Annotated in this window: 23 protein-coding genes; 6 read left to right on the plus strand and 17 right to left on the minus strand. The window is 66.9% G+C overall.

The window, feature by feature from the left end; all coding sequences use genetic code 11:
* Positions 1 to 11: 11 nt before the first annotated feature.
* From G6N37_RS08445 to G6N37_RS08465, 5 genes are read right to left on the minus strand one after another with little or no spacing between them, the layout of a single operon-like run.
* Positions 12 to 1,082 carry an ABC transporter ATP-binding protein gene (locus G6N37_RS08445; protein ID WP_163678596.1) on the minus strand — a complete coding sequence of 357 codons (1,071 nt, stop codon included), beginning with the start codon at positions 1,080 to 1,082 and terminating at the stop codon, positions 12 to 14.
* A 4-nt stretch (positions 1,083 to 1,086) separates the two neighbouring features.
* Positions 1,087 to 1,929 carry a carbohydrate ABC transporter permease gene (locus G6N37_RS08450; protein WP_163678599.1) on the minus strand — a complete coding sequence of 281 codons (843 nt, stop codon included), beginning with the start codon at positions 1,927 to 1,929 and terminating at the stop codon, positions 1,087 to 1,089.
* Positions 1,916 to 2,875 (minus strand): carbohydrate ABC transporter permease, encoded by a 960-nt coding sequence (locus G6N37_RS08455; RefSeq protein WP_232075363.1) that lies wholly within the window; start codon positions 2,873 to 2,875, stop codon positions 1,916 to 1,918. The genes G6N37_RS08450 and G6N37_RS08455 overlap by 14 nt, the downstream gene beginning before the upstream one ends.
* Positions 2,872 to 4,194: an ABC transporter substrate-binding protein gene (locus G6N37_RS08460; RefSeq protein WP_163678602.1), complete on the minus strand. Its 1,323-nt coding sequence runs from the start codon at positions 4,192 to 4,194 to the stop codon at positions 2,872 to 2,874. Before G6N37_RS08460 ends, G6N37_RS08455 begins: the two co-directional genes overlap by 4 nt.
* Positions 4,184 to 5,176, minus strand: a complete 993-nt coding sequence (locus G6N37_RS08465; RefSeq protein WP_163678605.1) for a sigma-70 family RNA polymerase sigma factor — start codon at positions 5,174 to 5,176, stop codon at positions 4,184 to 4,186. Before G6N37_RS08465 ends, G6N37_RS08460 begins: the two co-directional genes overlap by 11 nt.
* Positions 5,177 to 5,344: 168 nt before the next feature.
* Between G6N37_RS08465 and G6N37_RS08470 the strand changes: the two genes are divergently transcribed.
* Positions 5,345 to 5,704: a DoxX family protein gene (locus G6N37_RS08470; protein WP_163678608.1), complete on the plus strand. Its 360-nt coding sequence runs from the start codon at positions 5,345 to 5,347 to the stop codon at positions 5,702 to 5,704.
* On the opposite strand, the gene G6N37_RS08475 is transcribed toward G6N37_RS08470, so the two are convergent.
* The 3 genes from G6N37_RS08475 to pncA all read right to left on the minus strand — a co-directional run bounded on the left by G6N37_RS08475 (position 5,701) and on the right by pncA (position 7,798).
* The gene (locus G6N37_RS08475; protein WP_163678610.1) at positions 5,701 to 6,339 is read right to left on the minus strand and encodes a hypothetical protein; all 639 of its coding nucleotides are present in this window, start codon (positions 6,337 to 6,339) and stop codon (positions 5,701 to 5,703) included. The genes G6N37_RS08470 and G6N37_RS08475 overlap by 4 nt on opposite strands.
* Positions 6,340 to 6,443: 104 nt before the next feature.
* A complete protein-coding gene (locus G6N37_RS08480; protein ID WP_163678611.1) occupies positions 6,444 to 7,241 on the minus strand; it encodes a nuclear transport factor 2 family protein in 798 nt (265 codons plus the stop codon).
* The gene (gene pncA / locus G6N37_RS08485; RefSeq protein WP_163678613.1) at positions 7,238 to 7,798 is read right to left on the minus strand and encodes a pyrazinamidase PncA; all 561 of its coding nucleotides are present in this window, start codon (positions 7,796 to 7,798) and stop codon (positions 7,238 to 7,240) included. Before pncA ends, G6N37_RS08480 begins: the two co-directional genes overlap by 4 nt.
* A gap of 94 nt (positions 7,799 to 7,892) precedes the next feature.
* On the opposite strand from pncA, the gene G6N37_RS08490 reads away from it, so the two are divergent.
* The gene (locus tag G6N37_RS08490) at positions 7,893 to 8,924 is read left to right on the plus strand and encodes a DoxX family protein (RefSeq protein WP_163678615.1); all 1,032 of its coding nucleotides are present in this window, start codon (positions 7,893 to 7,895) and stop codon (positions 8,922 to 8,924) included.
* A 16-nt stretch (positions 8,925 to 8,940) separates the two neighbouring features.
* Here G6N37_RS08490 and G6N37_RS08495 read toward each other — a convergent pair whose 3' ends face one another.
* Genes G6N37_RS08495 through G6N37_RS08505 form a run of 3 tightly spaced genes read right to left on the minus strand, consistent with a single transcriptional unit; the run spans position 8,941 to position 12,962 of the window.
* Positions 8,941 to 9,438: a gluconokinase gene (locus G6N37_RS08495; RefSeq protein WP_163678616.1), complete on the minus strand. Its 498-nt coding sequence runs from the start codon at positions 9,436 to 9,438 to the stop codon at positions 8,941 to 8,943.
* A complete protein-coding gene (locus G6N37_RS08500) occupies positions 9,435 to 11,438 on the minus strand; it encodes a DUF7064 domain-containing protein (protein ID WP_163678618.1) in 2,004 nt (667 codons plus the stop codon). Before G6N37_RS08500 ends, G6N37_RS08495 begins: the two co-directional genes overlap by 4 nt.
* 18 nt (positions 11,439 to 11,456) lie before the next feature.
* Positions 11,457 to 12,962 carry a carboxylesterase/lipase family protein gene (locus G6N37_RS08505; RefSeq protein ID WP_163678623.1) on the minus strand — a complete coding sequence of 502 codons (1,506 nt, stop codon included), beginning with the start codon at positions 12,960 to 12,962 and terminating at the stop codon, positions 11,457 to 11,459.
* Between the two features lie 78 nt (positions 12,963 to 13,040).
* On the opposite strand from G6N37_RS08505, the gene G6N37_RS08510 reads away from it, so the two are divergent.
* Positions 13,041 to 13,712, plus strand: coding sequence for a hypothetical protein (locus G6N37_RS08510; protein WP_163678625.1), 672 nt, complete (start codon positions 13,041 to 13,043; stop codon positions 13,710 to 13,712).
* Here the strand turns inward: G6N37_RS08510 and G6N37_RS08515 are convergent.
* Positions 13,699 to 14,646, minus strand: a complete 948-nt coding sequence (locus G6N37_RS08515) for an SDR family NAD(P)-dependent oxidoreductase (protein ID WP_163684765.1) — start codon at positions 14,644 to 14,646, stop codon at positions 13,699 to 13,701. The two genes, G6N37_RS08510 and G6N37_RS08515, sit on opposite strands and share 14 nt — an antisense overlap.
* A gap of 8 nt (positions 14,647 to 14,654) precedes the next feature.
* Complete coding sequence (locus tag G6N37_RS08520; protein ID WP_167527371.1) at positions 14,655 to 15,878, minus strand: cytochrome P450; 1,224 nt, start codon at positions 15,876 to 15,878, stop codon at positions 14,655 to 14,657.
* Between the two features lie 93 nt (positions 15,879 to 15,971).
* Between G6N37_RS08520 and G6N37_RS08525 the strand changes: the two genes are divergently transcribed.
* On the plus strand, positions 15,972 to 16,601 hold the full coding sequence (locus tag G6N37_RS08525) for a TetR/AcrR family transcriptional regulator (protein WP_163678628.1): 630 nt from the start codon (positions 15,972 to 15,974) through the stop codon (positions 16,599 to 16,601).
* 5 nt (positions 16,602 to 16,606) lie between these two features.
* Here the strand turns inward: G6N37_RS08525 and G6N37_RS08530 are convergent, their stop codons facing one another.
* From G6N37_RS08530 to G6N37_RS08540, 3 genes are all read right to left on the minus strand, one after another.
* Positions 16,607 to 17,422, minus strand: coding sequence for a mycofactocin-coupled SDR family oxidoreductase (locus G6N37_RS08530; RefSeq protein WP_163678631.1), 816 nt, complete (start codon positions 17,420 to 17,422; stop codon positions 16,607 to 16,609).
* A gap of 4 nt (positions 17,423 to 17,426) precedes the next feature.
* The gene (locus G6N37_RS08535; RefSeq protein ID WP_163678634.1) at positions 17,427 to 18,509 is read right to left on the minus strand and encodes an NAD(P)H-dependent amine dehydrogenase family protein; all 1,083 of its coding nucleotides are present in this window, start codon (positions 18,507 to 18,509) and stop codon (positions 17,427 to 17,429) included.
* A gap of 64 nt (positions 18,510 to 18,573) precedes the next feature.
* A complete protein-coding gene (locus tag G6N37_RS08540) occupies positions 18,574 to 19,362 on the minus strand; it encodes an SDR family NAD(P)-dependent oxidoreductase (protein WP_163678637.1) in 789 nt (262 codons plus the stop codon).
* Between the two features lie 212 nt (positions 19,363 to 19,574).
* Here G6N37_RS08540 and G6N37_RS08545 point away from each other — a divergent pair, with 212 nt between their 5' ends.
* On the plus strand, positions 19,575 to 20,174 hold the full coding sequence (locus tag G6N37_RS08545; RefSeq protein WP_163678640.1) for a TetR/AcrR family transcriptional regulator: 600 nt from the start codon (positions 19,575 to 19,577) through the stop codon (positions 20,172 to 20,174).
* 10 nt (positions 20,175 to 20,184) lie between these two features.
* Here the strand turns inward: G6N37_RS08545 and G6N37_RS08550 are convergent, their stop codons facing one another.
* On the minus strand, positions 20,185 to 21,312 hold the full coding sequence (locus tag G6N37_RS08550; protein WP_167527372.1) for an NAD(P)H-dependent amine dehydrogenase family protein: 1,128 nt from the start codon (positions 21,310 to 21,312) through the stop codon (positions 20,185 to 20,187).
* A gap of 439 nt (positions 21,313 to 21,751) precedes the next feature.
* Here G6N37_RS08550 and G6N37_RS08555 point away from each other — a divergent pair, with 439 nt between their 5' ends.
* Positions 21,752 to 22,399 carry a hypothetical protein gene (locus G6N37_RS08555; protein ID WP_163684770.1) on the plus strand — a complete coding sequence of 216 codons (648 nt, stop codon included), beginning with the start codon at positions 21,752 to 21,754 and terminating at the stop codon, positions 22,397 to 22,399.
* Positions 22,400 to 22,525: the final 126 nt, after the last annotated feature.

Genomic DNA, 22,525 nt, shown 5'->3' on the forward strand with positions numbered 1-22,525 from the left:
GTCTTGCCCCCTCAGCAGATTCGTTGGCCGTCCACATCGAAGAAGTGCAGGTGCCCCGGTTCGGGGTGCAGGCGCACCCGGCTGCCCTTTTCCGGTGGTCGGCGCCCGTCGGCGCGCGCGACGACGGGCTGGTCGATGACCTTGCCGGAGCCGGTGATTCGGCCGTAGATGTAAGCGTCCGCGCCGAGTTCCTCGACCACATCGATCTCCATCTCGACGCCCAGGGTGCCCAGTTCGAAATGCTCGGGACGGACGCCGACGACGACTTCACTCGCGGTGTCGGCCAGCTGCCGTGGGAGCGGGATGGGCCAATCCCCCAGCGACACCGTGGAATCGACGATCGGCAGGGTGAACAGGTTCATCGCGGGCGACCCGATGAAACCCGCGACGAAGACGTTGACGGGATTACGGTACAGCTCGCGCGGCACGGCGAATTGTTGCAACAGACCGTCGCGCAGCACGGCGACGCGGTCGCCCATGGTCATCGCCTCCACCTGGTCATGGGTGACATAGACGGTGGTGGTGCCGAGCCGCCGTTGCAGCGCCGCGATCTGGTTGCGGGTTTGCACCCGCAGTTTGGCGTCGAGATTGGACAGCGGCTCGTCCATCAGGAACACCTGCGGTCGGCGCACGATCGCGCGTCCCATCGCCACCCGCTGGCGTTGCCCACCGGAGAGGTCCTTGGGCTTGCGGTCCAGATATGGTTGCAGGTCAAGCAGTTTCGCCGCGTCCAGGACCCGGTCGCGAATCTCGGCCTTCGGTGTCTTGGCGATCTTCAGGGCGAACCCCATGTTCTGCGCGACGGTCATGTGCGGGTACAGCGCGTAGTTCTGGAAGACCATCGCGACGTCACGGTCCTTGGGGTCGACGGTGGTGACGTCGCGGTCGCCGATTCGGATGCGTCCGGAGTCCAGCGTCTCCAGTCCCGCTACCATCCGCAGCGAGGTCGTCTTGCCGCATCCGGAGGGCCCGACCAGCACGACGAACTCGCCGTCACCGACCTCCAGATCGAGGCCGTCCAGGGCCGGACGATCGGCTCCGGCGTAGCGGCGCGTCGCCTGCTCGAAAGTTACCGAGGCCATGGGCTTATCCGTTGAGTCCCGTGACGGCGATACCCCTGACGAATGAGCGCTGCGCGACCGCGTAGACGATGACCAACGGCAGCATGATCAGCATCGACGTCGCCATGATGATCGGCCAGCGCGCGACATACTCGCCCCGTAGCCGCACCAGGCCGAGGGTCAGCGTGGCCAGGCTGTTGCGCTGGAGCATCAGCAGCGGCCACAGGAAGTCGTTCCAGACGTTGACCCACGTGAGTACCGCCAGCACCATCACCGCGGGCCGGGCATGCGGCAACAGGATTCGCCAATAGATCTGCCACGGCGAGCAACCGTCGAGTATCGCCGCCTCTTCCAGGTCCGTCGGAAGAGTCCGGAAGAACTGCCGCATCAGGTAGGTGCCGAATGCGCTGCCGAACAAGCCGGGCACGATCATCGACCACGGAGTGTCGACCCACCCGACGGTCCGCATCAAGATGAACTGCGGGATCACTGTCACGGTCAGCGGCACCATCAATGTGCCCAGGTATAGCACGAACAGCGTGTCGCGACCGCGAAATTGCAGCCGGGCGAACGCGTATCCAGCCAGCGAGCAGAAAAAGACCTGCCCCGCGGTCACGCACCCGGCGTACAGCACGGTGTTGAAGAACATTCGCGCGAAGGGCAGCAACGAGAACACCTCGGTGTAGTTGGACCACCTCGGATGCGCGGGAAACAGTCTCGGCTCGGTGATCTCGCCCTCCCTCTTCAACGAGCCGGACACCGCCCAGGCGATCGGGAACAACCAGCACCAGGCGATGCCGATCAACGCGGTGTAGACCAGCACGCCACGAACGACATGGCGCGTGAACAAGCGCTCAGCTGAGACCACGAAACGTCTCCCAAGACCGTTGCCGAGTGATCCGCAGCTGCACCACGGTCAGCACCAGCAGGATGGCGAACATGACCCATGCCAGCGCGGACGCGTACCCGAATTCCAGGAAGGAGAACGCATGCTGGAACAGCATGATGCCCAACACATACGTGGCGGTTTCGGGTCCGCCGTTCGCTCCGTTGAGGACGTACACCATGTCGAAAGCCTGGAAAGCGTGGATGATCGAGATGACGCCCACAAATGATATCGACCCGCGGATCAAGGGCACCGTGATGGACACGAACTGACGTATCTCGCCCGCCCCGTCGATTCGGGCCGCCTCGTAGACGGTCTCGGGAACCCCCTGCATCGCCGCGAGCAGGATGACGGTGGCGAACGGCACGCTGCGCCAGACACTGACGATGCACAGCGAGGCCATGGCCCATCGGGGTTCGACCAGCCACGGGACCGGGCCGATCCCGACCCATCCCAGCATGATGTTGAGCAACCCGTTGTCGGTGTTGAAGACGAACTGCCATACGACCGCCATGACCACCGACGAGATGGCCAGCGGCAGAAAGACAATGGTGCGGAAGATGCCGATGCCCCTGACCTTCCGGTTCAGCACGCCGGCTACCACGAGGCTGACGACGACGGTCGGCACGACCGTTCCCAGGGTGAAGATGACGGTGTTGCGGATGGCGATGAGAAAAAGCGGATCCGAGGTGAACAGGTCTTGGAAGTTCTTGAAGCCCACGAACTTCGGCGGTCTGAAGACGTCCCAGCGCTGAAAGCTCATGTACAGCGAGAATCCGAGCGGGAACAGCATGAACACCGCGACCGCGGCCAGGTTCGGCGCGACGAAAAGGCGGCCGGCCCGGGCCCGCCGTCGCCAGGGGCCCGCGCCCTTGGCGGGTTTGCGGGTGAGGGGTCCCGGCGCCGGGCTGGTGTCGACGGATGTCATGGGGTGCGCAACACCTCGTCGATGGCGGGCGACAGGCCGGCCAGGGATGTCGCGGGCCGCGATCCACGTAGCACCGGCCCGAAGCTGCGGTCCATCAGCGCCACGACCTTCTCCCACGCCGGGGTGACCGGCAGGCCTTCGGAGTATTCGGGTCCCTCGGTGAGCACGGCGAGGTTGCCGACGTTCCGGTGGGCCTCGGCGAATCCCGGCGAATTGAGGGCGGATCGCAGCACCGGCACGAAGAGGCTGGATTCACCGATCAACGCCTGCCCGACGGGTCCGGTCGCGAACTTCACGAATTCCCATGCCTGCTCCTTCCGCGGACTGCTCGCGGAGATGGCCAGTCCGGTGGAACCGATGTTGGAATGGGCGGGCTGCCCCAGCCGGCGCGGCCCCACCGGCAACGAGGTGACGTCGAAATCCAGGCCGTCGGCCCGGATGAAGGTCTGGTAGCGCCAGTGGCCGCCCATCGCCATCGCCGCCCTGCCCGACGCGAACAGGTCGGGGGTGGACATCGATTGCACCTCGGACGCATTGGGCGCGACCTTGTGCTTGTTGGCCAGGTCGGCATAGAACTGCACCGCCTCGATGAAGCCGTCGTCCCCGAAGTTGAAGTGGGCCGGGTTCTTCAGCGGGGTGGACCACGGCACCCCGTTGTTCATCGCGAACAGGCCTGCCGAATAGTACGAAACAAAAATGTTGACGAAACCCCATTGGGTCACCCGCCCGGAACGGTCCCGCTGGGTCAGCGCGGTCGCGGTGTTCAAGAAGTCGGTGAAACTCCACGGCTGCCGCCACGTTCGGGGCGGGGGCGGCATCCCGGCCTCGGCGAACAGCCGCTTGTTGTAGAACAGGTAGTTTCCGGACCACTGCTCCGGGAGGGCGTATTGGCCGCCGTTGAAGGTGAAGGTGTCATACAGCGCCCCGACGCCGTCCGACTTCAGCTCGGCCGCGAAGCCCCGATCGCCGGCCAGCATCGTGTTGAGGTCCAACAGCACGCCCCGGGCGGCCAACTCGGCATAGGTGAGATCCCACGCCATCAACACGTCCGGGCACTTACCGCCGGCGCAGAACGTCGACAGCTGCTGCATCACGCCCGGCGCCGAAAGCACCGGGCGGACCTTGATGTCGGGGTGGCGGCGCTGGAACTCGTCGACGATGCGCATCCTGGCGTCGCGTTCGTCGGGATTGGCCGCGAAGAAGAACGTCAGCGCGTCTTCTTCGAGAGCGCAGCCGGCCGCCCACGACGCCAGCGATGCCGCGGTGAGCGCGCCGGCACCCCGCAGCAGGCCGCGCCGCCCGAACGGCTTATCGAGCATGGTGCTCCCGTTCTCGCCCGGTAGCCGGCCGCCCGGCCGGCGGTGTCTGATGTCCTTGGTACCCGATGCGGCTGTGGTGTTGCTGGATTGGCCGACGCGGCAGTGCCAGAACGGCCTTGTCGATGCGGTCGGCGTCGCCGACGATGTCGATCGCGTGGATGCGGTCATCGGCTCCGACGGCGACCAGCAACAGCACCTGAGCGCGCCCCTGTGGCGCGATGACGATGCCCGGTGCCCCGTCGATGAGCACCACCGCCCCGGCGCGCGCCCGCTGAGCGAATCGGCGGGTCTCCTCCGCAACCCGCTTGGCGCCGCGCAGCTCGGTCGGCACCTCGTCGGGGACCAGCGCCCGGTCCACCGTGCGGACCACGTCCGGGGCCAGCAGTTCGAGCAGCGCGGCGATGTCACCGCCACGCGACGCCGCGAGAAACGCGTCGACGATCTCGAGGTGCTTCGCGGCGCGCTCGGGTGCGCCGACCGGGTCGGCCTGCAGCCGCCCACGCGCCCGGCTTGCCAGCTTCTTCGTGGCTTCCGGCGACCGGTCCAGCACGCCGGCGATCTTCTCGAACGGCATCGCGAACAGGTCGTGCAGCACGAACGCGACGCGCTGCGCCGGTGAGAGCCGGTCGAGCACCACGAGCAGGGCGTTGCTCACCGACTCCGTCAGAAGCGTGTCCTCGTCCGCCGCCGACGCGGCCGCGGTGAGCCGGTCCAGTTCGTCGGCGGTGGCGAGCGGTTGCTCGGCACGCCTCTTGCGCACCCGGAGCTGATCGAGCGCCTCGCGGGCGGTGATCGTGGTGAACCAGCCGGTGACGTTGTCGACCGCGCCGAAATCCGCACGGCTGGCCTTGAGCCATGCCGACTGGACGGCGTCGTCGGCGTCGGCGGCCGAGCCCAGCAGTTGGAAGGCGACGGATCTCAGGTGTCGCCGGTCCGCGTCGAAACGCTGCGCGAGGTCGGCCAAGTTCTTCGGGGCGGTCATGGGTCACCTTTTCTGCACAGGAGCCGTCAAGAGAATGACCGCGTCCCTCGAGCTCTCTGTAGCAAAGGAGGCCAGCATCATGACCTTATCGATTGTCCGCCGCGGCGCGTGCGGGGACCATCCGGATCGACGCCGCAAAACCGGCTGCCCGGCAGGGGTTCGGGGCCGATGAACGCCGCATACGTCGTGGTCACGTTGGCCACCGCGGCCATCACCGCCGGGATCGCGGTTGCCGATCTCGTTCCCGCGGGATTCGTCCTGGCGAATTCGGCCGAGGTCGGGGTGCCCCGTTCGTGGTTGCCGGCGCTGGGTGTGGTCAAGCTGGCCGGCGCAGCGGGGCTGGTCGTGGGCCTGGTGGGCCTGCCCACGTTGGGAATCGCGGCCGCCGCCGGCCTGGTGCTGTTCTTCGTCGGCGCGGTCGTGACACACCTACGCGCGCGGATCCTCTACAACATCGCGTTTCCCGGCGCGTACTTGTGCTTGTCGACGGCGACGCTGGCGTTGATGGTTGTGCACCGAGCCGGCTAGCCGGGCAATCGGTCCTTGACGATTTGGTCTTGCTTGCCGGCCATGTCCAGCACGACGTCCCGCGGGGCGGGATCGTTGGGTGGGCTGTCGAACTCGAGATCGACCCCTACCCGTCCCTCGGCGAATGTCACATATGTGACTGATTTCGAGTTGTCGGGCGACGTCCCCACGGCGATCAGCCCGTTGGTGCCGACCTCGAAGGGCTGTGGGGCGCCGGTGACGTACTTGCCGAACGATTGGCCGCGCTCCTTGGCCTGCCGCGCGGCGGTCGTCGGGTCGGTGAAGACGACGACGAGGTCGTCGATGGTCCGCGAACGGTCCGGGTTGGTGAACGTCACCCCGGCCCCGGCGACACCACCGGGATTCTGTACGGGGGGACCGGTTGTCGCGACGTCGATGCCGATGTCGCTCGTCTGCAGCAGCAGGTACGTGTAGTCGCCCAGCGGTGCAACGCCGGACGGCGGCGCGCTCGACGTCGTCGACGCCGCCGAACTCGACGTTGTCGTCGATGACGACGACGTCGTTTTGGACGAGCTCGAGGACGAGGAGGTGCTTTCCTTCCCGCCGCAAGCAGTGACAACACTCAGCGCGGCGGCGAATGCCATCCCCACGCCGAGGATCCGCACCATGGTCATCGTCGCCTCCTCGGGGACAGCTATTTCTACGGCACAGTCGCGCGCATGGCAAGAGAAATCGATGTGTCGGCAAATTTGCCGGCAGCCCCGGGGCGGCGTGCCCGTCAGGCCGGAAAGTACCGGATTCGGTTGAACGCGTTCCCCCGCCACGTCACATCGACGAACATGATGGCGCGCCCGTGCGCCGAGTTCAGCGAAACCGCGACGGTGCTGCCTGCGCCGATCGTTTTGGTGCATTCGGCGCCGCCCAGCCGCTCGACGAGCTCGGCGCCATCAAGCGGTTCGTCATCGCCCAACGTCATTGTGCCGCTTGCCGAAAGGGAATGAACGGCGGCGGCCTTGTCGCCCCTGGCGACGGCGTCGACGAAGGCGTGGACCAGCCTCTTGTGTCGCGTGCCCACCCGACGGAATCCCGTCAGGAAGCCGGCCGCGCCAAGCGGCCGCTGATTGCTCAGCAAGCCCCCCGACAGTTGCAGGGCGGGTGACAGCGCGCGCGAACCGGTTCGCAGGAATTGCAGCATCATCGCGGGCAGTTCCCAGTAGGCCCGCAGTTGCCCAATCCGCCACTCCCCGTTGATATCTCGCAGGTCATAGCGCAGGACGGCGGGAATGTACATCGTGACCGCCGAGCCCATGGCGACCTCGAGCTCGAGGTCGCGCAGCACCACGGTGCCGAAGACGATATCGAGGTCGCGGTGGAACTTGATCTCACGCGGCCCGATGAAGGTGTCATAGAAGCGGCCGATCTGTTCCCGGCCGACGTGCGGCCGCGACCCGACCGGGTCCTCGACCCGGGCGTCCTCGGTGAACAGCGCCACCCACCCCGCGCGGTCGTGCGCGGCGGCGGCCTGCGGCGAGCGCTCGACGGCGGCGAGCAGCGATTCCCGATCCCCCCGGGTCACGGTCGCCCGACCAGCTCGACGCCAGCGGACCGCATCTCCGCCAGCGCGTTTTCAGCCGATTCCGCCGCCACGGCCGCGGTCAGGTCCACCAGCACCCGGGTGGACAGGCCCGCCCGCGCGGCGTCCTGCGCCGTCCGCCGGACGCAGTGGTCGGTGGCGATGCCGACAACGTCGACCTCGTCGACCCCACGCTGCCGCAACCAATCCAGCAGCGGGGTCCCGTTCTCGTCGACGCCCTCGAAGCCGCTGTACGCCGCGGCGTGGGCACCCTTGCGGAAGACCGCCTCGACCCGGCTGGTGTCAAGGTCGGGCCGCAACTCGGCGCCCGGGCTTCCGGCGACGCAGTGCGGTGGCCAGGACGACGAGTAATCGGGCCGTTCGGAGAAGTGGTCGCCCGGCTGGATGTGGAAGTCCTGGGTTGCCACAACGTGCTGATAGTCCGGGTCCCCGGCCAGATAGTCGTTGATGGCGCCCGCCACGGCGGCGCCCCCGGTCACCGGCAGCGAGCCACCCTCGCAGAAATCGTTTTGCACGTCGACGATGATCAACGCCCTCACGGTCTCACCCTATCGGCGTCGGCCCGCCACGGCGCCTCAGCAGGGCATATGGGCGGGGCGGTTTGTTCGCCAACCAGTCGGGTAATCCCCGGCCATGGTGATCCGGAGAATAGCGCGCCCGTTGCTGTCAGTGGCATTCATCGGCCAAGGAGTCAATTCCCTACTCAACCCCAAATCGGCGGCGGCGGCCGCCGCGCCCGCGGTGGACGGTTTACAGGCGTTGCCGAACTCGGTGAGCGGCACCATCCCCAGTGACCCCGAGACGTTCGCGCAAATCACCGCGGCTGTCCAGATCGGCGGCGGCCTGCTTCTCGCCACCGGCAAGCTGCCCCGCATCGCCTCGGCCGCGCTGGCGGTGACGGTGATACCCGCCAACCTCGGGGCGCACTCGTTCTGGAACGAAAGCGATCCGCAGGCGAAGGCGCAAAAGCGCCAGCAATTCCTCACCGACCTCAGCCTGGTGGGCGGGTTGTTGATCGCGTCCGCCGACACGGCCGGCAAGCCGTCACTCGGGTGGCGCGGCCGCCGCGCGGCCGAGCGGCTCTCCGAGCGGGTGTCGTCGGCGCTACCGGGCTCAGATGACGCGGCGTTCGACACCGACTTCTCGGAGTTGGGCGAGAAGATCGTGCACGGGCTGCAGATCGGCGCCGAACGTGGCCGCGAACTGGCCAGCACGGCGGCCGAACGAGGCGCGCCGTACGCCGAGGCGGCGCTCGAACGCGGTCGCGAATTCGCCAGCACGGCGGCCGAACGCAGCAAGCCGCTAGCCAAGAAGGCCCGCAAGCGCGGCGAGGAGCTCGCGGACGAAGCCGCCGACTGGGCCGCGCCGCTGGCCAAGAAGGCCCGCAAGCGCAGCGAAGAACTCGCCGACGAAGCCGCCGACTGGGCCGCGCCGCTGGCCAAGAAGGCCCGCAAGCGCAGCGAGAAGCTGGCCAAGAAGGCGCGCAAGCGCGGCGAAGAGTTGGCGAGCACCGCCCTGGATCGCAGCGAGGACCTCGCCGACACCGCCCGCGCACGTGGCATCTACCTCGCCGACACGGCCCGCGCGCGCGGCGGCTACCTCGCGGACACCGCACGCGAGCAACTGGGTGAGCAGGTCAAGACCGGTCGCCGCAAGCTCTCGTGAGCGCATCGCCCGTCGGCTAGGGTCTGCACCCCGACAGGAAGGCGTCGATGATCGCGCCGACGTCCTGACCGACGTCGACGGTCGCGCCGGTCTCGTCGGCGGCGAGCGGCTGCAGCGCGTCGAATTGCGAGCCCAGGAGCGCGGCCGGCATGAAGTGACCGGCCCGGTTCGCCAGTCGGCTACTGATCAGCGCCGGTGAACCGGCGAGGTGCAGGAACTTCACCCGCGGGCAGTGGGCGCGCAGCCGGTCGCGGTATGCGCGTTTGAGCGCCGAGCAGCTCACCACGCCGCCGTCGGGGTGGGCGGCCAACCACTCGCCGACCTTGTCCAGCCAGGGGCGGCGGTCGTCGTCGTCGAGCGGTTGGCCGGCCGCCATCTTGGCGACGTTGGCCCGCGGGTGCAGCGTGTCGGCGTCGACGAAGGGGACCCGCAAGCGTTGCGCGAGCGCCGCTCCCACGGTCGACTTGCCCGAGCCCGACACGCCCATCACCACGACGGGCGCCGGTCCGCTCACTCGGACCGTTCGCCGAGGTTGCGATTCCACTCCACCCAGCCGACCCCGCCGCGGCCGTCCGCCGTCTTGACCGTGGCCCACACCCGCGGGAACTGGCTCACCCGGCCGTCTGCGGCGGTCAGGCGCACCGGCGCCTGGCCGCGGACCTCGACGTCCGCGGTGATCGCGCCGGGGTCGAGGGTCAGTGTGGCGGTTAGCGGTAATCCGTTGGCGTCGAAGGACTCTCGCGATTCCACGGATTGCAGTTCGGTGACCGCGCCCTCGGCATCCTGGAGGTAGCCGATGCTGAAGGCCGGTGCGCCGGGAATCCGGATGTTCACGCCGTGCAGATGGGTGCCGTCGTCGAGGTGCAGCGCGCTCCACATCCAGTCCATGCTCCACCAGTCGCGCACCCCCCAGGAATGATCGCGTTGGCCGGGAACCGACTCGACCCGGTAGGTGGCGTCGCCGATGGTGACCGTGCCCGACACCGTGCACGGGATCTCATACCGCGTCGTCAATCGGTACTTGTACGGGGTACCGTCGGTGGCCCACACCAAGTTCATCGCCATCTCGACGGGGGTGCCGGGCTCCCCGCGCAGCAACGCCGACGGATCGGGGTGAGCCTGAGCCTGCGCACGCACATCGACGCGGTAGGTGTGCAGCGGCGCCGTCGCGGAGTGGCCGAGCTCGAAGGATTCGGTGCGCACCTCCCACGGGTCCGCCGGCAGCGGTACTTGCGCGTCGAGGGCGACGGTCGGCATGCCAGGGCCGCACAGCAGCGCGTGCACCCAGGCCGTCTGCTCGTTGGCGACCAGGCCGAGGCGGAACCAGCCGCCCAATCCCTGTGCCACATCGGCGAAGTCGGCGTACCAGCTCTCGCTCCACAGCGGTTCGGCGGTCGGAGCGTGCGCAAGTTCGTCCTGCTCCGAAGGCCGCAATGGTTCGGGTGCCCGTGCGACCGGCAGCGTCGCCAGCGCATCCGTGTCGAGCACGTGATCGCAGTGCCGCTGCAGCATCGTCATGAACATCCGGTCGCCGCGCTCGGTCCGCTCGACCAGCATCGAGGACACGATCGCCATCATCACTCCGAAAAAGCTCTGCCGGCGCACGCCTTCGGCGACGTCGGCGAGCGACAGCGGCGCCGTCGGTCCCAGCGCCTCGTGGTAGTCGCGCAGCAGCGCGTCGTACTGCTCCCGGCGATCGTTCGTCGGCAGCGCGCAGCCCAGGAAGTACGACAGGTCGGTCAGGGCCGGCCCCCAGGAAACCGTCTGCCAATCGACGACCGTCAGCGGACGGTCGGCCCCGGCCGTCCCGAACAGCAAGTTGTCCAACCGGTAGTCGCCGTGCATCAGCCCCCGGATGCGGTCCGGGGCCGCTTCCTGGGCCAGGTATCCGTCGAAGGAGGCGACCAGGCGTTCGCACACCATGCGGTGCTCCGGCGCGATCTGGTCGCCGTAGCGGTCGATGAATCCCGCGTACAGCGGGGCGATCATCGCCTGGTTGAGCGGCGATTCACGGTTCAGCCACGGTGCTTCGGCCAGTGCGGCGTCGCCGAGCAGCGGGCCGTGCAGCCGCCCCAACTCGAGGACACACAGATGCGCCTGTTCGGCTGTCGCGCCGGCGATTTCGTCGCCGACGACCGCCGGCCCGGCATCACCCAGCAGGAGATCGAACGCACCGGTCGAGGTGTCGACGGCGGCGTGATAGCAGGGCGCTATCGGCCCGCCCAGCCGTGGCGCTATGTCGCCGTAAAAGCGCACCTCGCGCTCGTAGAGGCCCAGCGCCAGCCCCGTTTGCCGGCTCACCGGGTCGGTGGCCGCCACCTTGAGCACCACCGACTCGGGGCCGTCGGGGGCGCCGGCGTAACTGAGCCGGATGCGGTAGCACTCGCTCATCTGCCCGGTGCCGATCCGCTCCACGGAGAAATCGGTGATGGGACCGGCGCCGATCGCCGCTGTCAGCCACGCGGCGGTGAGGTCGCCGGGTCGTTCGATGACTTGCGCGATGTCGGCATGCATGAGGGTCAGCGTGCCAGGTCACCGCGCCAGGGAGAAGCCATCCCAGGCGATCCGGCGGTGCGGATGTGGATCGAACTCGACGCGGCTCTTGTGGTCGAAGACCATGACGGCGCGGTCGGCGGTGGTGTAGGCGGGCCAGTCGTCCCCCGGTGCACCATGGCGGCTGAAGGCGCGCCACCGCCGTTGTACCTGGTTACTGACCCGGAGCGCGGCGCGCCGATCGGCGGCGGCGGTCAACAGGGCGCCGAATCGGGTGCGGTAGACGTCGAAGACGGCCAGCAACTCGGTGGCATGGGTGGCGCCCAGGCCCGACCAGCGCAGCGTGCGGGGGGCGTAGTCGTACCGGTAGAGGTACGTGGGCGCGTGGGCGCTGTGGGCCTCGGCGATCTGCCAGGCCGCCGAGCCGAACGCGAAGTCGCCGCCGAGCTGGATGCACGCCGACGGAGCGGGGTAATCCGGGTAGGCGGCAGTGATGCGTTCACGCGCAGCCGGTTCCGTATCGGCCAGCAGCTCCTCGATCATCGATTGATTGGTCGGCAGCATCTTGAGAAAGCGGGTGAACAGACGGCCCTCTTCGGCGTTGGTGCCCACGATGAGCGGCACCCGGTGCGCGCGGCCACCGCGCATCGCCTCGACGGGGTCGAGGGGCACGACGTCGTCGCCGGCGACCGGACCGATCGGGAAGGCGCCGAGCCTGTCCTCCATCCCCTGGTCGATCAACCGGTGTTGGGCGTCCACCAGTTGCGCCGGGGACGCCTGCATCAGCGCCTCGGCGGCGTCCCGCGGGCGAGCGCCCAGCAGGGCGGCGAAGCGCGTCGCGAATTCCGCGGCGGTCTCTGGCGATCGCACCATGCCGGCGGCCGGGCTTTCCGAAATGGCCCGGGAGAACAACCCTTCGGCGGCGGGCACCGCCAGCAGGGTGGCCGTGATGTGCGCGCCGGCGCTTTCCCCGAAGATGGTGACGTTGTCCGGGTCGCCGCCGAACGCGAAGATGTTGTCTTTCACCCAGCGCAACGCCATCACCAGGTCGCGCAGAAACAGGTTGCCGTCGATGGGGATATCCGGGGTCGAAAGTGACGACAGGTCCAGGCATCCCAACGCGCCCAGGCGGTAGTTCACCGACACGTACACGCAACCGCGGCGCGCCAGCGCCGCACCGTCGTACAGCGGCGTGGCCGAGCTGCCCAGGATGTAGCCACCCCCGTGGATGAAGACCATGACGGGCAGCGGCTCGTCGGCGGGCGCCTCGGGGGTGACGACGTTGAGCGTGAGGCAGTCCTCCCCCATCGGCTGGTAGCGGCCGACACCGAGCATGGTGTAGCGACGCTGCTGGGGTGCGCAGTTGGCGAAGCCGTGGCAGTGCCGCACACCCGACCAAGGTTGCGCCGGCCGGGGCGCCCGCAACCGCAGGGGTCCGACCGGTGGCCGGGCGTAAGGGATGGATCGCCAGCGGTGGACCCCGTCGCGGGTGAAGCCTTCGACGGTGCCGATCGTCGTGCGTGCGCGGACGGTGCGCTGATGCATAACCCGACGGTAGCGGACATGGCGGGCGTAACGCGCGCGCAGCGCGTTATTTTCGCGCATGGCGGTTAGCCTGACTGGATGCGGATTGCCGCGCTGCTTGCAGCGTCGTTACTGGTCGCCGGGTGTTCTCACACCATCGGCGGCCAGTCTCAGCAAACTCAGGCATCCACCAGCCCATCCGCCACTCCGCCGGGCAGCAATCCACCGGCCCCGTCGGCCGCACCCGCAGCCAAGGCGCCGATCTCCGACGTCATCGCGTGGATCGAGGCGGGCCGCCCCGCGGATCCGGGCCGCTACCACAACGCGATTCGCGACGGGGCGACCACCGCGCTCGGCGACGACATCGCCTTCTCGGCGGCCGCCGGCAAAGTCTCCTGCCTGACCGATTCCAAGCACACCGGTGGGTCCCTGATCTGCCTGGTGAGCCTGACCAATCCGCCGCCCGCTCCGCCGACTTCCTACGGCGGCTGGCAGGGCGGTTGGGTGACCTTCGACGGCGTGAACCTGCAAGTGGGCGCGTCCCGCGCCGACCCCGGTCCATTCATCAACGGCAACGGTTCGGAACTCGCGAACGGTGATTCGCTGTCTTTCGGCGACTATCGTTGCCGCGCCGATCAAACCGGGGTGTATTGCGTGAACTATGCCCACCAGTCGGCGGCACGATTGAGTCCCGCGGGCATCGAACCGTTCGGTTGCCTACGACCGGGGCCGGCACCGGACGGCGTCGGCACGGCGTTCAGTTGTTCGTGATGGTCGCGAACAACTCGGCTATCTCGTCGGCGGGTCCACCCGGGACCGTGTAGCCGGTTTCGTCGCGGATCTCGTCGAGATGGTCGCGCACATCTTCGATGGACAAGTCGGGGCTACGGAATCCTTTTGTCCTGCCGATGAAGAACCGTGCGACGTGTCCGGCGCCCGCCGTGTAGATCTCTCCGGAAACCGGGCAATCCCGGTGCGCCAGGAAGGCCGCCACCGGCGCGACCCGCGCTGGGTCGAGCTCCCGCAGGTATTGGCCCGCAAGGTCATCCAACACGGCCCGCGCCGCCGCGTCGTCTGCCTCGGTGGCGCCGTCGAGCGAGTGGGTCAGCATCCGCGTGTGGGCGATTGGCGCGATGGCATTGACCTTGATTCCGTGCTCGGCCCCTTCGGCGGCCAGCACGCGGGTGAGGCCGATCATCCCGGTTTTCGCCGCGCCGTAGTTGCTCATGCGTTCGGCGCCAAGGAGTCCGGCGGCCGAGCAGGTGTTGAGCACCCGGCCGTACCGCTGCTCACGCATGACCTTCCACGCGGGCCGCGCCACATAGAACGCGCCCTTGAGGTGCACATCGACGAGGGGTTCCAGCCTATCGGCGGTCATGTCCTCGAAGGGGGCGTCGCCGACGATGCCGGCGTTGTTGATCACGATGTCGACGCGTCCCCACGCGCGTAGGGCGGTGTCGATAATGGCCTCTGCGCCTTCGGGAGTCGTCACGCTGTGGCTGTCGGCGACGGCCTCACCGCCCTGGCGGCGGATCTCGTCGACGACGACGCCCGCCACCGCGGCGTCGGAGCCATCCCCCGTCACCGAGCCGCCGATGTCGTTGACCACGACGCGCGCGCCACGCGACGCGAGGAGCAACGCGTATTGCCTGCCCAGACCGCCGCCCGCACCGGTGATCACGGCGACCTGCCCGTCGAACCGCATGGCCGTCCTCACCAACTGACCGGAAGTTCTTTCATGCCATAGATGTTGGCGTCTTTGAACCTCAGTTCCTCGGGCGGGACCGCGAGTTTGAGCCCGGGCAGGCGGCGCGCCAGCGTGGCGAACGCAACCTGCATCTCGACACGGGCCAGGTTGGCTCCGATGCATTGGTGCACGCCATAACCGAAGCCCAAGTGCCCGCGGGTGTTTCGGTCGACGTCGAGGGATTCGGGATTGTCGACGAATTCGGCATCCCAGTTCCCGGCGAGCAGGCTCATCATGACGTACTCTCCCGCGCGAATCAGCTGACCGCCGATCATCAGGTCTTCGGTCGCCACACGATCGACCTGGCTGTGCACGATGCTGAGGTAGCGCATGAGCTCTTCGACGGTGTTCGCGATGACGGCCGGGTCCTCCGTCTGCCCGAGTCGCTCGAACACGTCGGGATGTTCCAGGAGCGCAACCGTTCCCAGCGAGATCATGTTGGCGGTGGTTTCGTGGCCGGCCTGCATCATGATCACGCTGTTCATGGCGGTGGTGGTGTGGTCGAGTTGGCCCTTCGCGACGTATTCGGTGAGCAGGCGACTGATCAAGTCATCGCCCGGTTCGCGCGCTTTGCGTTCCACCAACTCCTCGATGTAGGCGTACATGGCCCCGAACGCCCGGCCCTTTTCCTCGTCGGTGGATCTCTGGTCAAGCCCCTTCGTGGTGTTGTGCTGAAAGAGTGCGAGGTCTTCGGGCGGCACCCCCAGCAGCAGCGCGATCACCATCGACGGCACCGGCAGCGCGAATTCGCGCACCAGGTCGGCCGGCGCGCCATGGGCGATCATCTGGCCGAGATAGTGATCAACCATTTCCTGGATGTGCGGCCGCATCGATTCGCAGCGCCGGAAGGTGAAGTTGCTCGTCATCATGCGCCGCAACCGATGATGTTCGGGATCGTCGGTCCGCGCGAACATCACCGCGACCTTGTTGTCGGCGTCCGTCGGCAGGATCGAGTCCGGAATGGTCTTCGCGGACAAGCGCGGGTCAACCAGCGCCGCCCGGATGTCCTGGTAGCGGCTGACCACCCAGACCGGATTGCCCTGGAACATCGCCCGCCGCAACCCGGGCTGCTCCCGCCACTCCGCGAACTCGGGCGGGGCCGCGAGCGGGCAGTGCGACGGCCGCCGGACGGGCAGCACAGGAAGATCCGCGTCGGAGCAGGATTGGGAAATCTCGGAAGATATTGACATGACCCGTATTTCTCGTTAAGTGTCAGATGCCTGCCAGTTGTAGCAGCGTAAGGCCAGGCTAGTTGGCAGTCAACCGTCAGTTAGGCTGTCGGGATGACCGCGGTTGAGGACCGGCCGTTGCGGGCGGACGCGGCGCGCAACGTCGAGCGCATTCTGCGCGCGGCGCGGGACGTCTATGGGGAGCTGGGGCCCGATGCGCCGGCGGAGGCGGTCGCACGGCGCGCGGGCGTCGGTGAGCGCACCCTTTACCGCAGGTTTCCGACGAAGGCCGACCTGGTGCGGGCCGCCCTGGATCAAAGCATCGCCGAGGACCTCACGCCGGTGATCGAAAACGCCCGCCGTGCCGATGACCCGCTGCGGGGCCTCACCCAACTGATCGAAGCGGCGATCTCGCTGGGGGCCCGCGAACATAACCTACTGACCGCCGCACGGCGGGCCGGGTCACTCACGTCCGACATCTCGGTTTCGCTCAACGCTGCGCTTGGCGAGCTTGCCCGCGAGGGCCAGCGAGCCGGCAGCATCCGCGCCGACCTGGTCACCGACGACCTGCCTCGCCTGGTCGCGATGCTCTTCAGCGTGCTGTCGACCATGGATGCGGACAGCGACGGCTGGCGACGTTACGTCGCCCTCGTCGTCGATGCGATATCGGTCAATGAACGCCGGCCGTTGCCCCCGCCCGCGCCGCTGCGGTATGTCGTCGGGCCGAATAGCTGGCCGCTGTAAGCGTTTTAGTTGATCGTTACGCCGGCGTCGACCTTGAACTGCAATCCCGTCACATAGCGGGACTCGTCGGATAGCAGGAACAGCACCGCGTGGCTGACCTCTAGGGGCTCGATGGCCGGGGTGGGCATCGCATTGACGAAGATGGGGATCAGGTCGGGCCGCAATTCGCCCAGAGCGGCCCCGATCGACGGCGGGATCATGCCGGTGGGAGATCCCGTCGGATGCACCGAGTTGACCCGAACATTCTGGGCGGCCAATTCGTTGGCCAACGCCAACGTCAAACCCACGACACCATGCTTCGCGGCTGTGTAAGGCAGCTGCAGCGGAAAGCCTTTGATGGCGCCGGCAGAGCTGATATTGACCAGGCTGCCGCCGCCTTGGTCAAGCAAGTGGGGTATGGCCGCCGCACAGGTGTTCCACACCCCGATGAGATTGACGTCGACCACCGTGCGCCAGTCCTCGAGAGTCGTCTTGTCCCACGGCGCAACCGTCAGCACACCGGCGTTGGCGACGGCGCCATCCAAACCGCCGAGAACCGCGACACCGTCATCGACCGTCTCGCGGAGCGCGACCTCGTTGCGGACGTCGACGACCCGACTCACACAGCGGCGGCCGAATTCACGAACCAGCCGCACCGTCTCGTCGAGGTCTTGCTCTGTGGCCAAGGGATATTCGATCTCGGGCAGAGATCGGCAGATGTCGACCAGGATCAGGTCGGCGCCCTCCTCGGCAAGCCGGAGCGCGTGGCTACGCCCCATCCCGCGGGCGGCACCGGTAATCAGAAAGCGTTTACCGGCAACACGTCCCGGATGTGGTGTCACCCGGCTACCGCTCGTTCCACATCAGGCCACGCATCGTCGCGGACAGCGGGATGTCCTCCACCCCGATCAGTCCTTGGGGCGCGCGGCACACCCAGTCGATCGCATTGACGGCCCGGCCCGCCGTCGAGATGCAGCCCGCATCAGTGGAATCGAAGACGGGGTGGGAAACGTGGGTGTTGATTTCCACCCGCGGTTCGCCCTCCACGACGACGCGGTGCACGCCGGTGTGCCCCTCGGGTGGGAACTCCCAGTCCGGCGCCGCGGCCTGGGTGAGCCTGGTGACGTGCTCGAGGGTGATCACCGGCTTGTCATTGATCACGCCCTCGGTGGCAAAGCGCACCGCGCCCATCTGTCCCGGCTCCACCGTCATCATCGTGCATTCGATTCGTTCCGGCGTGTACCAGGGTTCGACGCGCTGGCGTACGTCGTCCAGTTTGATGTCGAGATTGTCCGCGAGGCTGCGGACCTGACCGCCCCACATCGACACGATCACCCCTGGCAGGAACATCATCGGCGAGTCGTCGTCCGGCGTTGTCCCGAATCCCATTGCTGCGCCTGTGAACTCGGCATCGTCATAGTTTGCGTAGTCGAAGATCTCCTGCACGGTGATCGAAGAGATGCGGGTGGTCAGGCTGGCGGCGGCGTGCACCAGCGTATCGCCGGAGAAACCGGGGTCGATGCCGTTGACGTAGAGCGAGGTGTCGCCGGCCGCACAGGCACGCTCCAGGGGCTCGCGCAGCCAGTCGTCGGCGTGGCGAGGCGTGACGAGCCAGACCATCGACGTGCCGACGACGTTGGTGCCCGCCGCAAGAAACTTGGCCATCTGTTCGATGGCTTCCATCGGCCGGGTTTCGCCCTGAGACGTGTACACCACGCAGTCGGCACCGAGGGCCGCCAGCGCGTCGATGTCGTCGGTGGCGATGACGCCGGTCGGCTTGTCCAGTCCGCACAACTGCGCTGCATCCTGGCCGATCTTCTCGGCGCTCGCGGCATGCACGCCGACCAGTTCGAGGTCCGGTCTGCCGATGATGGCCCGCAACGAGTGCCGGCCCACATTTCCGGTGGAGAATTGAATGACTCTGCGCACGGCTACCCTCGTCCTTCCAGCGGCGGGTGATGACCCATCATGGCGCGTTCAATCACCGCGCGGGTCAGTAGTCGGGTATCGGCAGCGGCGAATTGTTGGAGTCGATGCCGCCGTCGACATGGAAGGTCGCGTTGGTTGCGTAACAATCGCGGGTGCAGAGATACACCGCGAGCCGACCGAGGTCCTCGACGTCGCCCAGCCGATGCAGCGGGGTGGCCTCCTGCATCTTCTCCAGCGACCCGGGCATCAGATCCAGGCTGCCCTTCAGGCCGTCGGTGGCGAACGAACCCAGGGCTATGGCGTTGACGCGAATCTTGGGTGCCAGTTCCTGTGCCATCGCGCGGGTAAGAGCCTCGAGGCCGCCCTTCGCGACGCAATAGGCGGTCAGGGCGCGGATGCCGAACCGAGCTGACCCCGACGAGATATTGATGATGGAACCGTGCCCCGCATCGAGCATGTGCGGGGCAGCGAGCTGACTCATGATGAAGGCCGATGTCACACACCAGTCGAAGGTGTGCCGAAAGTCCTCGTCGGTGATGTCCAGAAACCTCGCATAGGTCGAGCCACCGACGTTGTTGACGAGAATGTCGATGCGGCCAAACCGCTCCATCGCGGCGTTCACGACCCGCTCTCCGTCGGGACGACTCATCGCGTCGGCGACGAGCGCCAGCCCCTTGCCGCCCGCGGACTCGATGCCTTGAATCGTGCCAACGATATCCGCCTCGGTACGTGCGGTCCCGACGACCGTGGCGCCCGCCTCTCCCAAGACCCGCGCTATCCCCGCGCCGACACCCTTCCCGGCGCCGGTGACGATCGCGACCTGTCCATCCAACCTGAATTGCTCCAATGCCATGCCGGACTCCCTAGGCCGCGTGTGACGGGTGCGCCGTTCAATCTATGAACGTTGCTGACTAAAGTCAATGAATCCACACGGTCCCGACCAGAAGCGGTGTGCGCGGTCCAACAACGTCCAAGTAGTGCAAGCCTTTCTGACCAGGACACGGCATACTGGTCGAGGTAACCCTGAAACTCAGGCATGAGTCAGGTCAACGTGTGAGGGACGAAATGGCTGTCACAGACCGGCTGTCGGCACGAGAAGCGAAGCGCCTGCAGACAAGGGAACGATTGATGGGCGCCGCGATCGCGGAGTTCGCCCGCGCCGGGATGGCCGAGGCCGACGTCAGCGCGATCGTGGCAGCTGCGGGCGTAGCGCACGGGACCTTCTTCTTCCACTTCCCCACCAAGGAGCATGTGCTGCTGGAGCTGGAGCGCCGCGAAGAGGACCGCATCGCAAAGCAATTCGCGCAATTCTTGAAGGCCAAGCACGATCTTGCGTCCGCCCTGAACGAGGCGGTCCGCTTGGTGATCGGATTGGAACGCCGGCTGGGCGATCTGCTTTTCAACGACTTTCTCGCGCTGCACTTCTCCCAAACTCGTCCGCCTACCGAGGACGGCAGGGATCACCCCCTGGTCGTCTTGGTCGCCGAGGAGATCGCGCAGGCTCAAGAACGCGGCGAGATCGATCCCGGCGTCAGCCCCATGAACAGTGCGGTGTTCTTCTTGCTCGGCCTCTACTCCCTGTTGATCACGACCAATCACTGGCCGACGGGCCGCGCACTGTTGGAGGATTACGTCGCGCGGACGTTGCGGAGTATGCGGCCCTGAGGCCGGCGCGTCAGGGACGTATCACGCCGCGCAGCGGCATGAGCCCAAGTTCGTTGTGGGACATGAAGCCCGGCGGGGCGTCGCAGACGGCGGGAATGGCGTTCGCGGGGCCCATCGCGGTCCAGGTGTACCCGGGCAACGCGTAGCCGCCGTCAGGGTCCTGCGCCCCTTGGAGGATCAGCTCCGTGGACGAGTCACCCTCGATCACGATGCGGTAGTGATAATGCTGGGGCCAATCCTCCTGTGGTTCAATGGCATCGTAGGTGTCCATCGTGTAGATCTCGTGAAAGACGATGAGCGGCCTTCCCTCCACCCACGCCGTCCATTTGTGATGCTGGCGGGCCACGGTACCCGCCTTGATCACTCCCTTGAAGCCCGGCATGTCGCTGGTCTCCCCGCCTTCGAAGGGGATGTCCCGCGTGGCAACGCCGAGCTCCACCTCCGTCGTGTACCTCTCGACCGTCTTGCCCATGTTCTCGACGATCATTGCCATCGACTGTGCGAACAGCGGCCAGGCCTGCCCCAGCAGATTCGGGCCGTCCTCGAAACCGGCCGGATCGCTGCCCATCCCCATCTCGAACAAGTACTTCAGGGTGTCCCTGCCGAAGTTCACAACCTCGTAGATGTGGATGGTGTCGATTTGGCTGACAATCCGGGCCAACGTCAGAACAAGGAGGTCACCCGCGAAACCTGGATTGACACCACCCGCGTGGAACGATGTACCACCCTCTAGGCACGCGGCGTGGATCTTGTCGATATCCGCCTGACTGTGCTCGGTTCGATACCACCACGCGCCGCCCGACGCGACCACGTTCTTCCCGCCGCGCAGCAGGCGGCAGACTTCATCGGGATCGGACCACAGCGGCGCGTAGAACACGCAGTCGGCGTCAAGGGCCTCGATGGCCGCTTTGTCGTCGGTGGCCAGCACCCCGGTAGGTGGCTTGCCACAGAGCTCGCCGGCGTCTTTCCCGACCTTCTCGGGACGATTGCAGAGCACCCCGACCAGTTCGTAGGCCGGGTTATGAGCGAAATGGCGGAGCGCCACCGTTCCGACATTGCCTACGCCCCATTGGATGACGCGATACTTCCGCTCGACCGGCGACTTTCGGGTCACTGTGTTCTCTTCGGTGAGCGTCATTGCTACTCCTTTGCATGCACCGACTGCGCGATGACGAACGAGCGGTCTCGCCAGCGGCACACCAGGCCTGAAGGGGGGCGCTCGCTGAGCGTAGGCATCGGCCGATTGGTGTGTCAACGAGAAATAGCTTGACTTGTGTCAGTAAGTGGGACCGGGCGTCCAGCAGGCAGCCACCCCGGTGCGGAAAGGATCGACGTTAGTTTGGCTTCACGGTCGATAGTTGCCGGGCGGGAGCCTGGCGTTTTGTTTCCCCTTGGGGTCTGTCGGGCCGGCACATATGCTGACTACAGTCAGCCTGTTATAGTGCACACGCCGATCCAATCAGCGTCGATGATGGGGAGGGTTCGTGAATCATCCGAAGCTGCAAGGGCGCGATGCCGGCGTCGGCACGGCCACCCGCTCGACCGGCCCCGCGCCAGGTCTGACCATCGACGAGCACATGGAGCGGTCGCAACTCGCGCAGCGTCGGGCCGACAAATGGCTTATCTCCGGCAGTCTCCTGATCGGGACCGCGGCCCTGGGCGTCTTGGGGTTGCCGCTGTTTCTCTACGGAGTCCGGTTGCTGCGCCGCGCCCAGCGAGATGGCCTTTCGGTTCGCCCGATGCTGGTCACGTTGCTCGGCTATCTCGTCATCATCGACGCCGCCATCAACACTGTGGGGTGGGCACTCGACCTGGTGGCAAGCCATACCCTGCTGGCCCGCGTCCTGCTCAACGGGTGGGGCAACATGTTCGACGCCGGCTACTTCTGGCACTACAACGAGCTGTGGGTCGGCGGCGCGGCCGGGCCTGGCGAAAAGGCCATGGAAGTCGGTCTCATCCTGACCGTCTTCACCATGCGAATCGCCGCTGCCATCGGATTCCTGCAAATGAAACGCTGGGGTCACCAATGGATGGTCATCACGTGCTGGATGGGCGTGGTGATCTGGATTACCTACGTCTTCAACATGACCATGTTCGCCGACGTGCGCTTCGCCGGCGTAGTGCTGCCGGTCGTCGGCTGGTGGCTCTACGACATCTTCTACATCACGCCCTTTCTGGCAATCCCCTATCTGCACACCGTCAACCGCGAACTGTTCATCGACTGACATGCCGCACATGCTGTTCGACGACCCGCATCGTCAGCCGATTCCGGTCCGACCGGCCGATCGCCCCGGGGAAATTTCGTTGCGGCGGAGGGTGTGTCGACATCCCGTCGGGCGGGGAAGCCGGCG

Source organism: Mycobacterium seoulense, assembly GCF_010731595.1.
Classification (GTDB): domain Bacteria; phylum Actinomycetota; class Actinomycetes; order Mycobacteriales; family Mycobacteriaceae; genus Mycobacterium; species Mycobacterium seoulense.

Bases quoted from the DNA above. Each gene is read 5' to 3' on its own strand.
- G6N37_RS08445 (WP_163678596.1), bottom strand. From the start codon at position 1,082: ATGGCCTCGGTAACTTTCGAGCAGGCGACGCGCCGCTACGCCGGAGCC.
- G6N37_RS08455 (WP_232075363.1), bottom strand. From the start codon at position 2,875: ATGACATCCGTCGACACCAGCCCGGCGCCGGGACCCCTCACCCGCAAA.
- G6N37_RS08460 (WP_163678602.1), bottom strand. From the start codon at position 4,194: ATGCTCGATAAGCCGTTCGGGCGGCGCGGCCTGCTGCGGGGTGCCGGC.
- G6N37_RS08465 (WP_163678605.1), bottom strand. From the start codon at position 5,176: ATGACCGCCCCGAAGAACTTGGCCGACCTCGCGCAGCGTTTCGACGCG.
- G6N37_RS08470 (WP_163678608.1), top strand. From the start codon at position 5,345: ATGAACGCCGCATACGTCGTGGTCACGTTGGCCACCGCGGCCATCACC.
- G6N37_RS08475 (WP_163678610.1), bottom strand. From the start codon at position 6,339: ATGACCATGGTGCGGATCCTCGGCGTGGGGATGGCATTCGCCGCCGCG.
- G6N37_RS08490 (WP_163678615.1), top strand. From the start codon at position 7,893: ATGGTGATCCGGAGAATAGCGCGCCCGTTGCTGTCAGTGGCATTCATC.
- G6N37_RS08500 (WP_163678618.1), bottom strand. From the start codon at position 11,438: ATGCATGCCGACATCGCGCAAGTCATCGAACGACCCGGCGACCTCACC.
- G6N37_RS08505 (WP_163678623.1), bottom strand. From the start codon at position 12,962: ATGCATCAGCGCACCGTCCGCGCACGCACGACGATCGGCACCGTCGAA.
- G6N37_RS08510 (WP_163678625.1), top strand. From the start codon at position 13,041: ATGCGGATTGCCGCGCTGCTTGCAGCGTCGTTACTGGTCGCCGGGTGT.
- G6N37_RS08515 (WP_163684765.1), bottom strand. From the start codon at position 14,646: ATGCGGTTCGACGGGCAGGTCGCCGTGATCACCGGTGCGGGCGGCGGT.
- G6N37_RS08520 (WP_167527371.1), bottom strand. From the start codon at position 15,878: ATGTCAATATCTTCCGAGATTTCCCAATCCTGCTCCGACGCGGATCTT.
- G6N37_RS08525 (WP_163678628.1), top strand. From the start codon at position 15,972: ATGACCGCGGTTGAGGACCGGCCGTTGCGGGCGGACGCGGCGCGCAAC.
- G6N37_RS08540 (WP_163678637.1), bottom strand. From the start codon at position 19,362: ATGGCATTGGAGCAATTCAGGTTGGATGGACAGGTCGCGATCGTCACC.
- G6N37_RS08545 (WP_163678640.1), top strand. From the start codon at position 19,575: ATGGCTGTCACAGACCGGCTGTCGGCACGAGAAGCGAAGCGCCTGCAG.
- G6N37_RS08550 (WP_167527372.1), bottom strand. From the start codon at position 21,312: ATGACGCTCACCGAAGAGAACACAGTGACCCGAAAGTCGCCGGTCGAG.
- G6N37_RS08555 (WP_163684770.1), top strand. From the start codon at position 21,752: ATGGAGCGGTCGCAACTCGCGCAGCGTCGGGCCGACAAATGGCTTATC.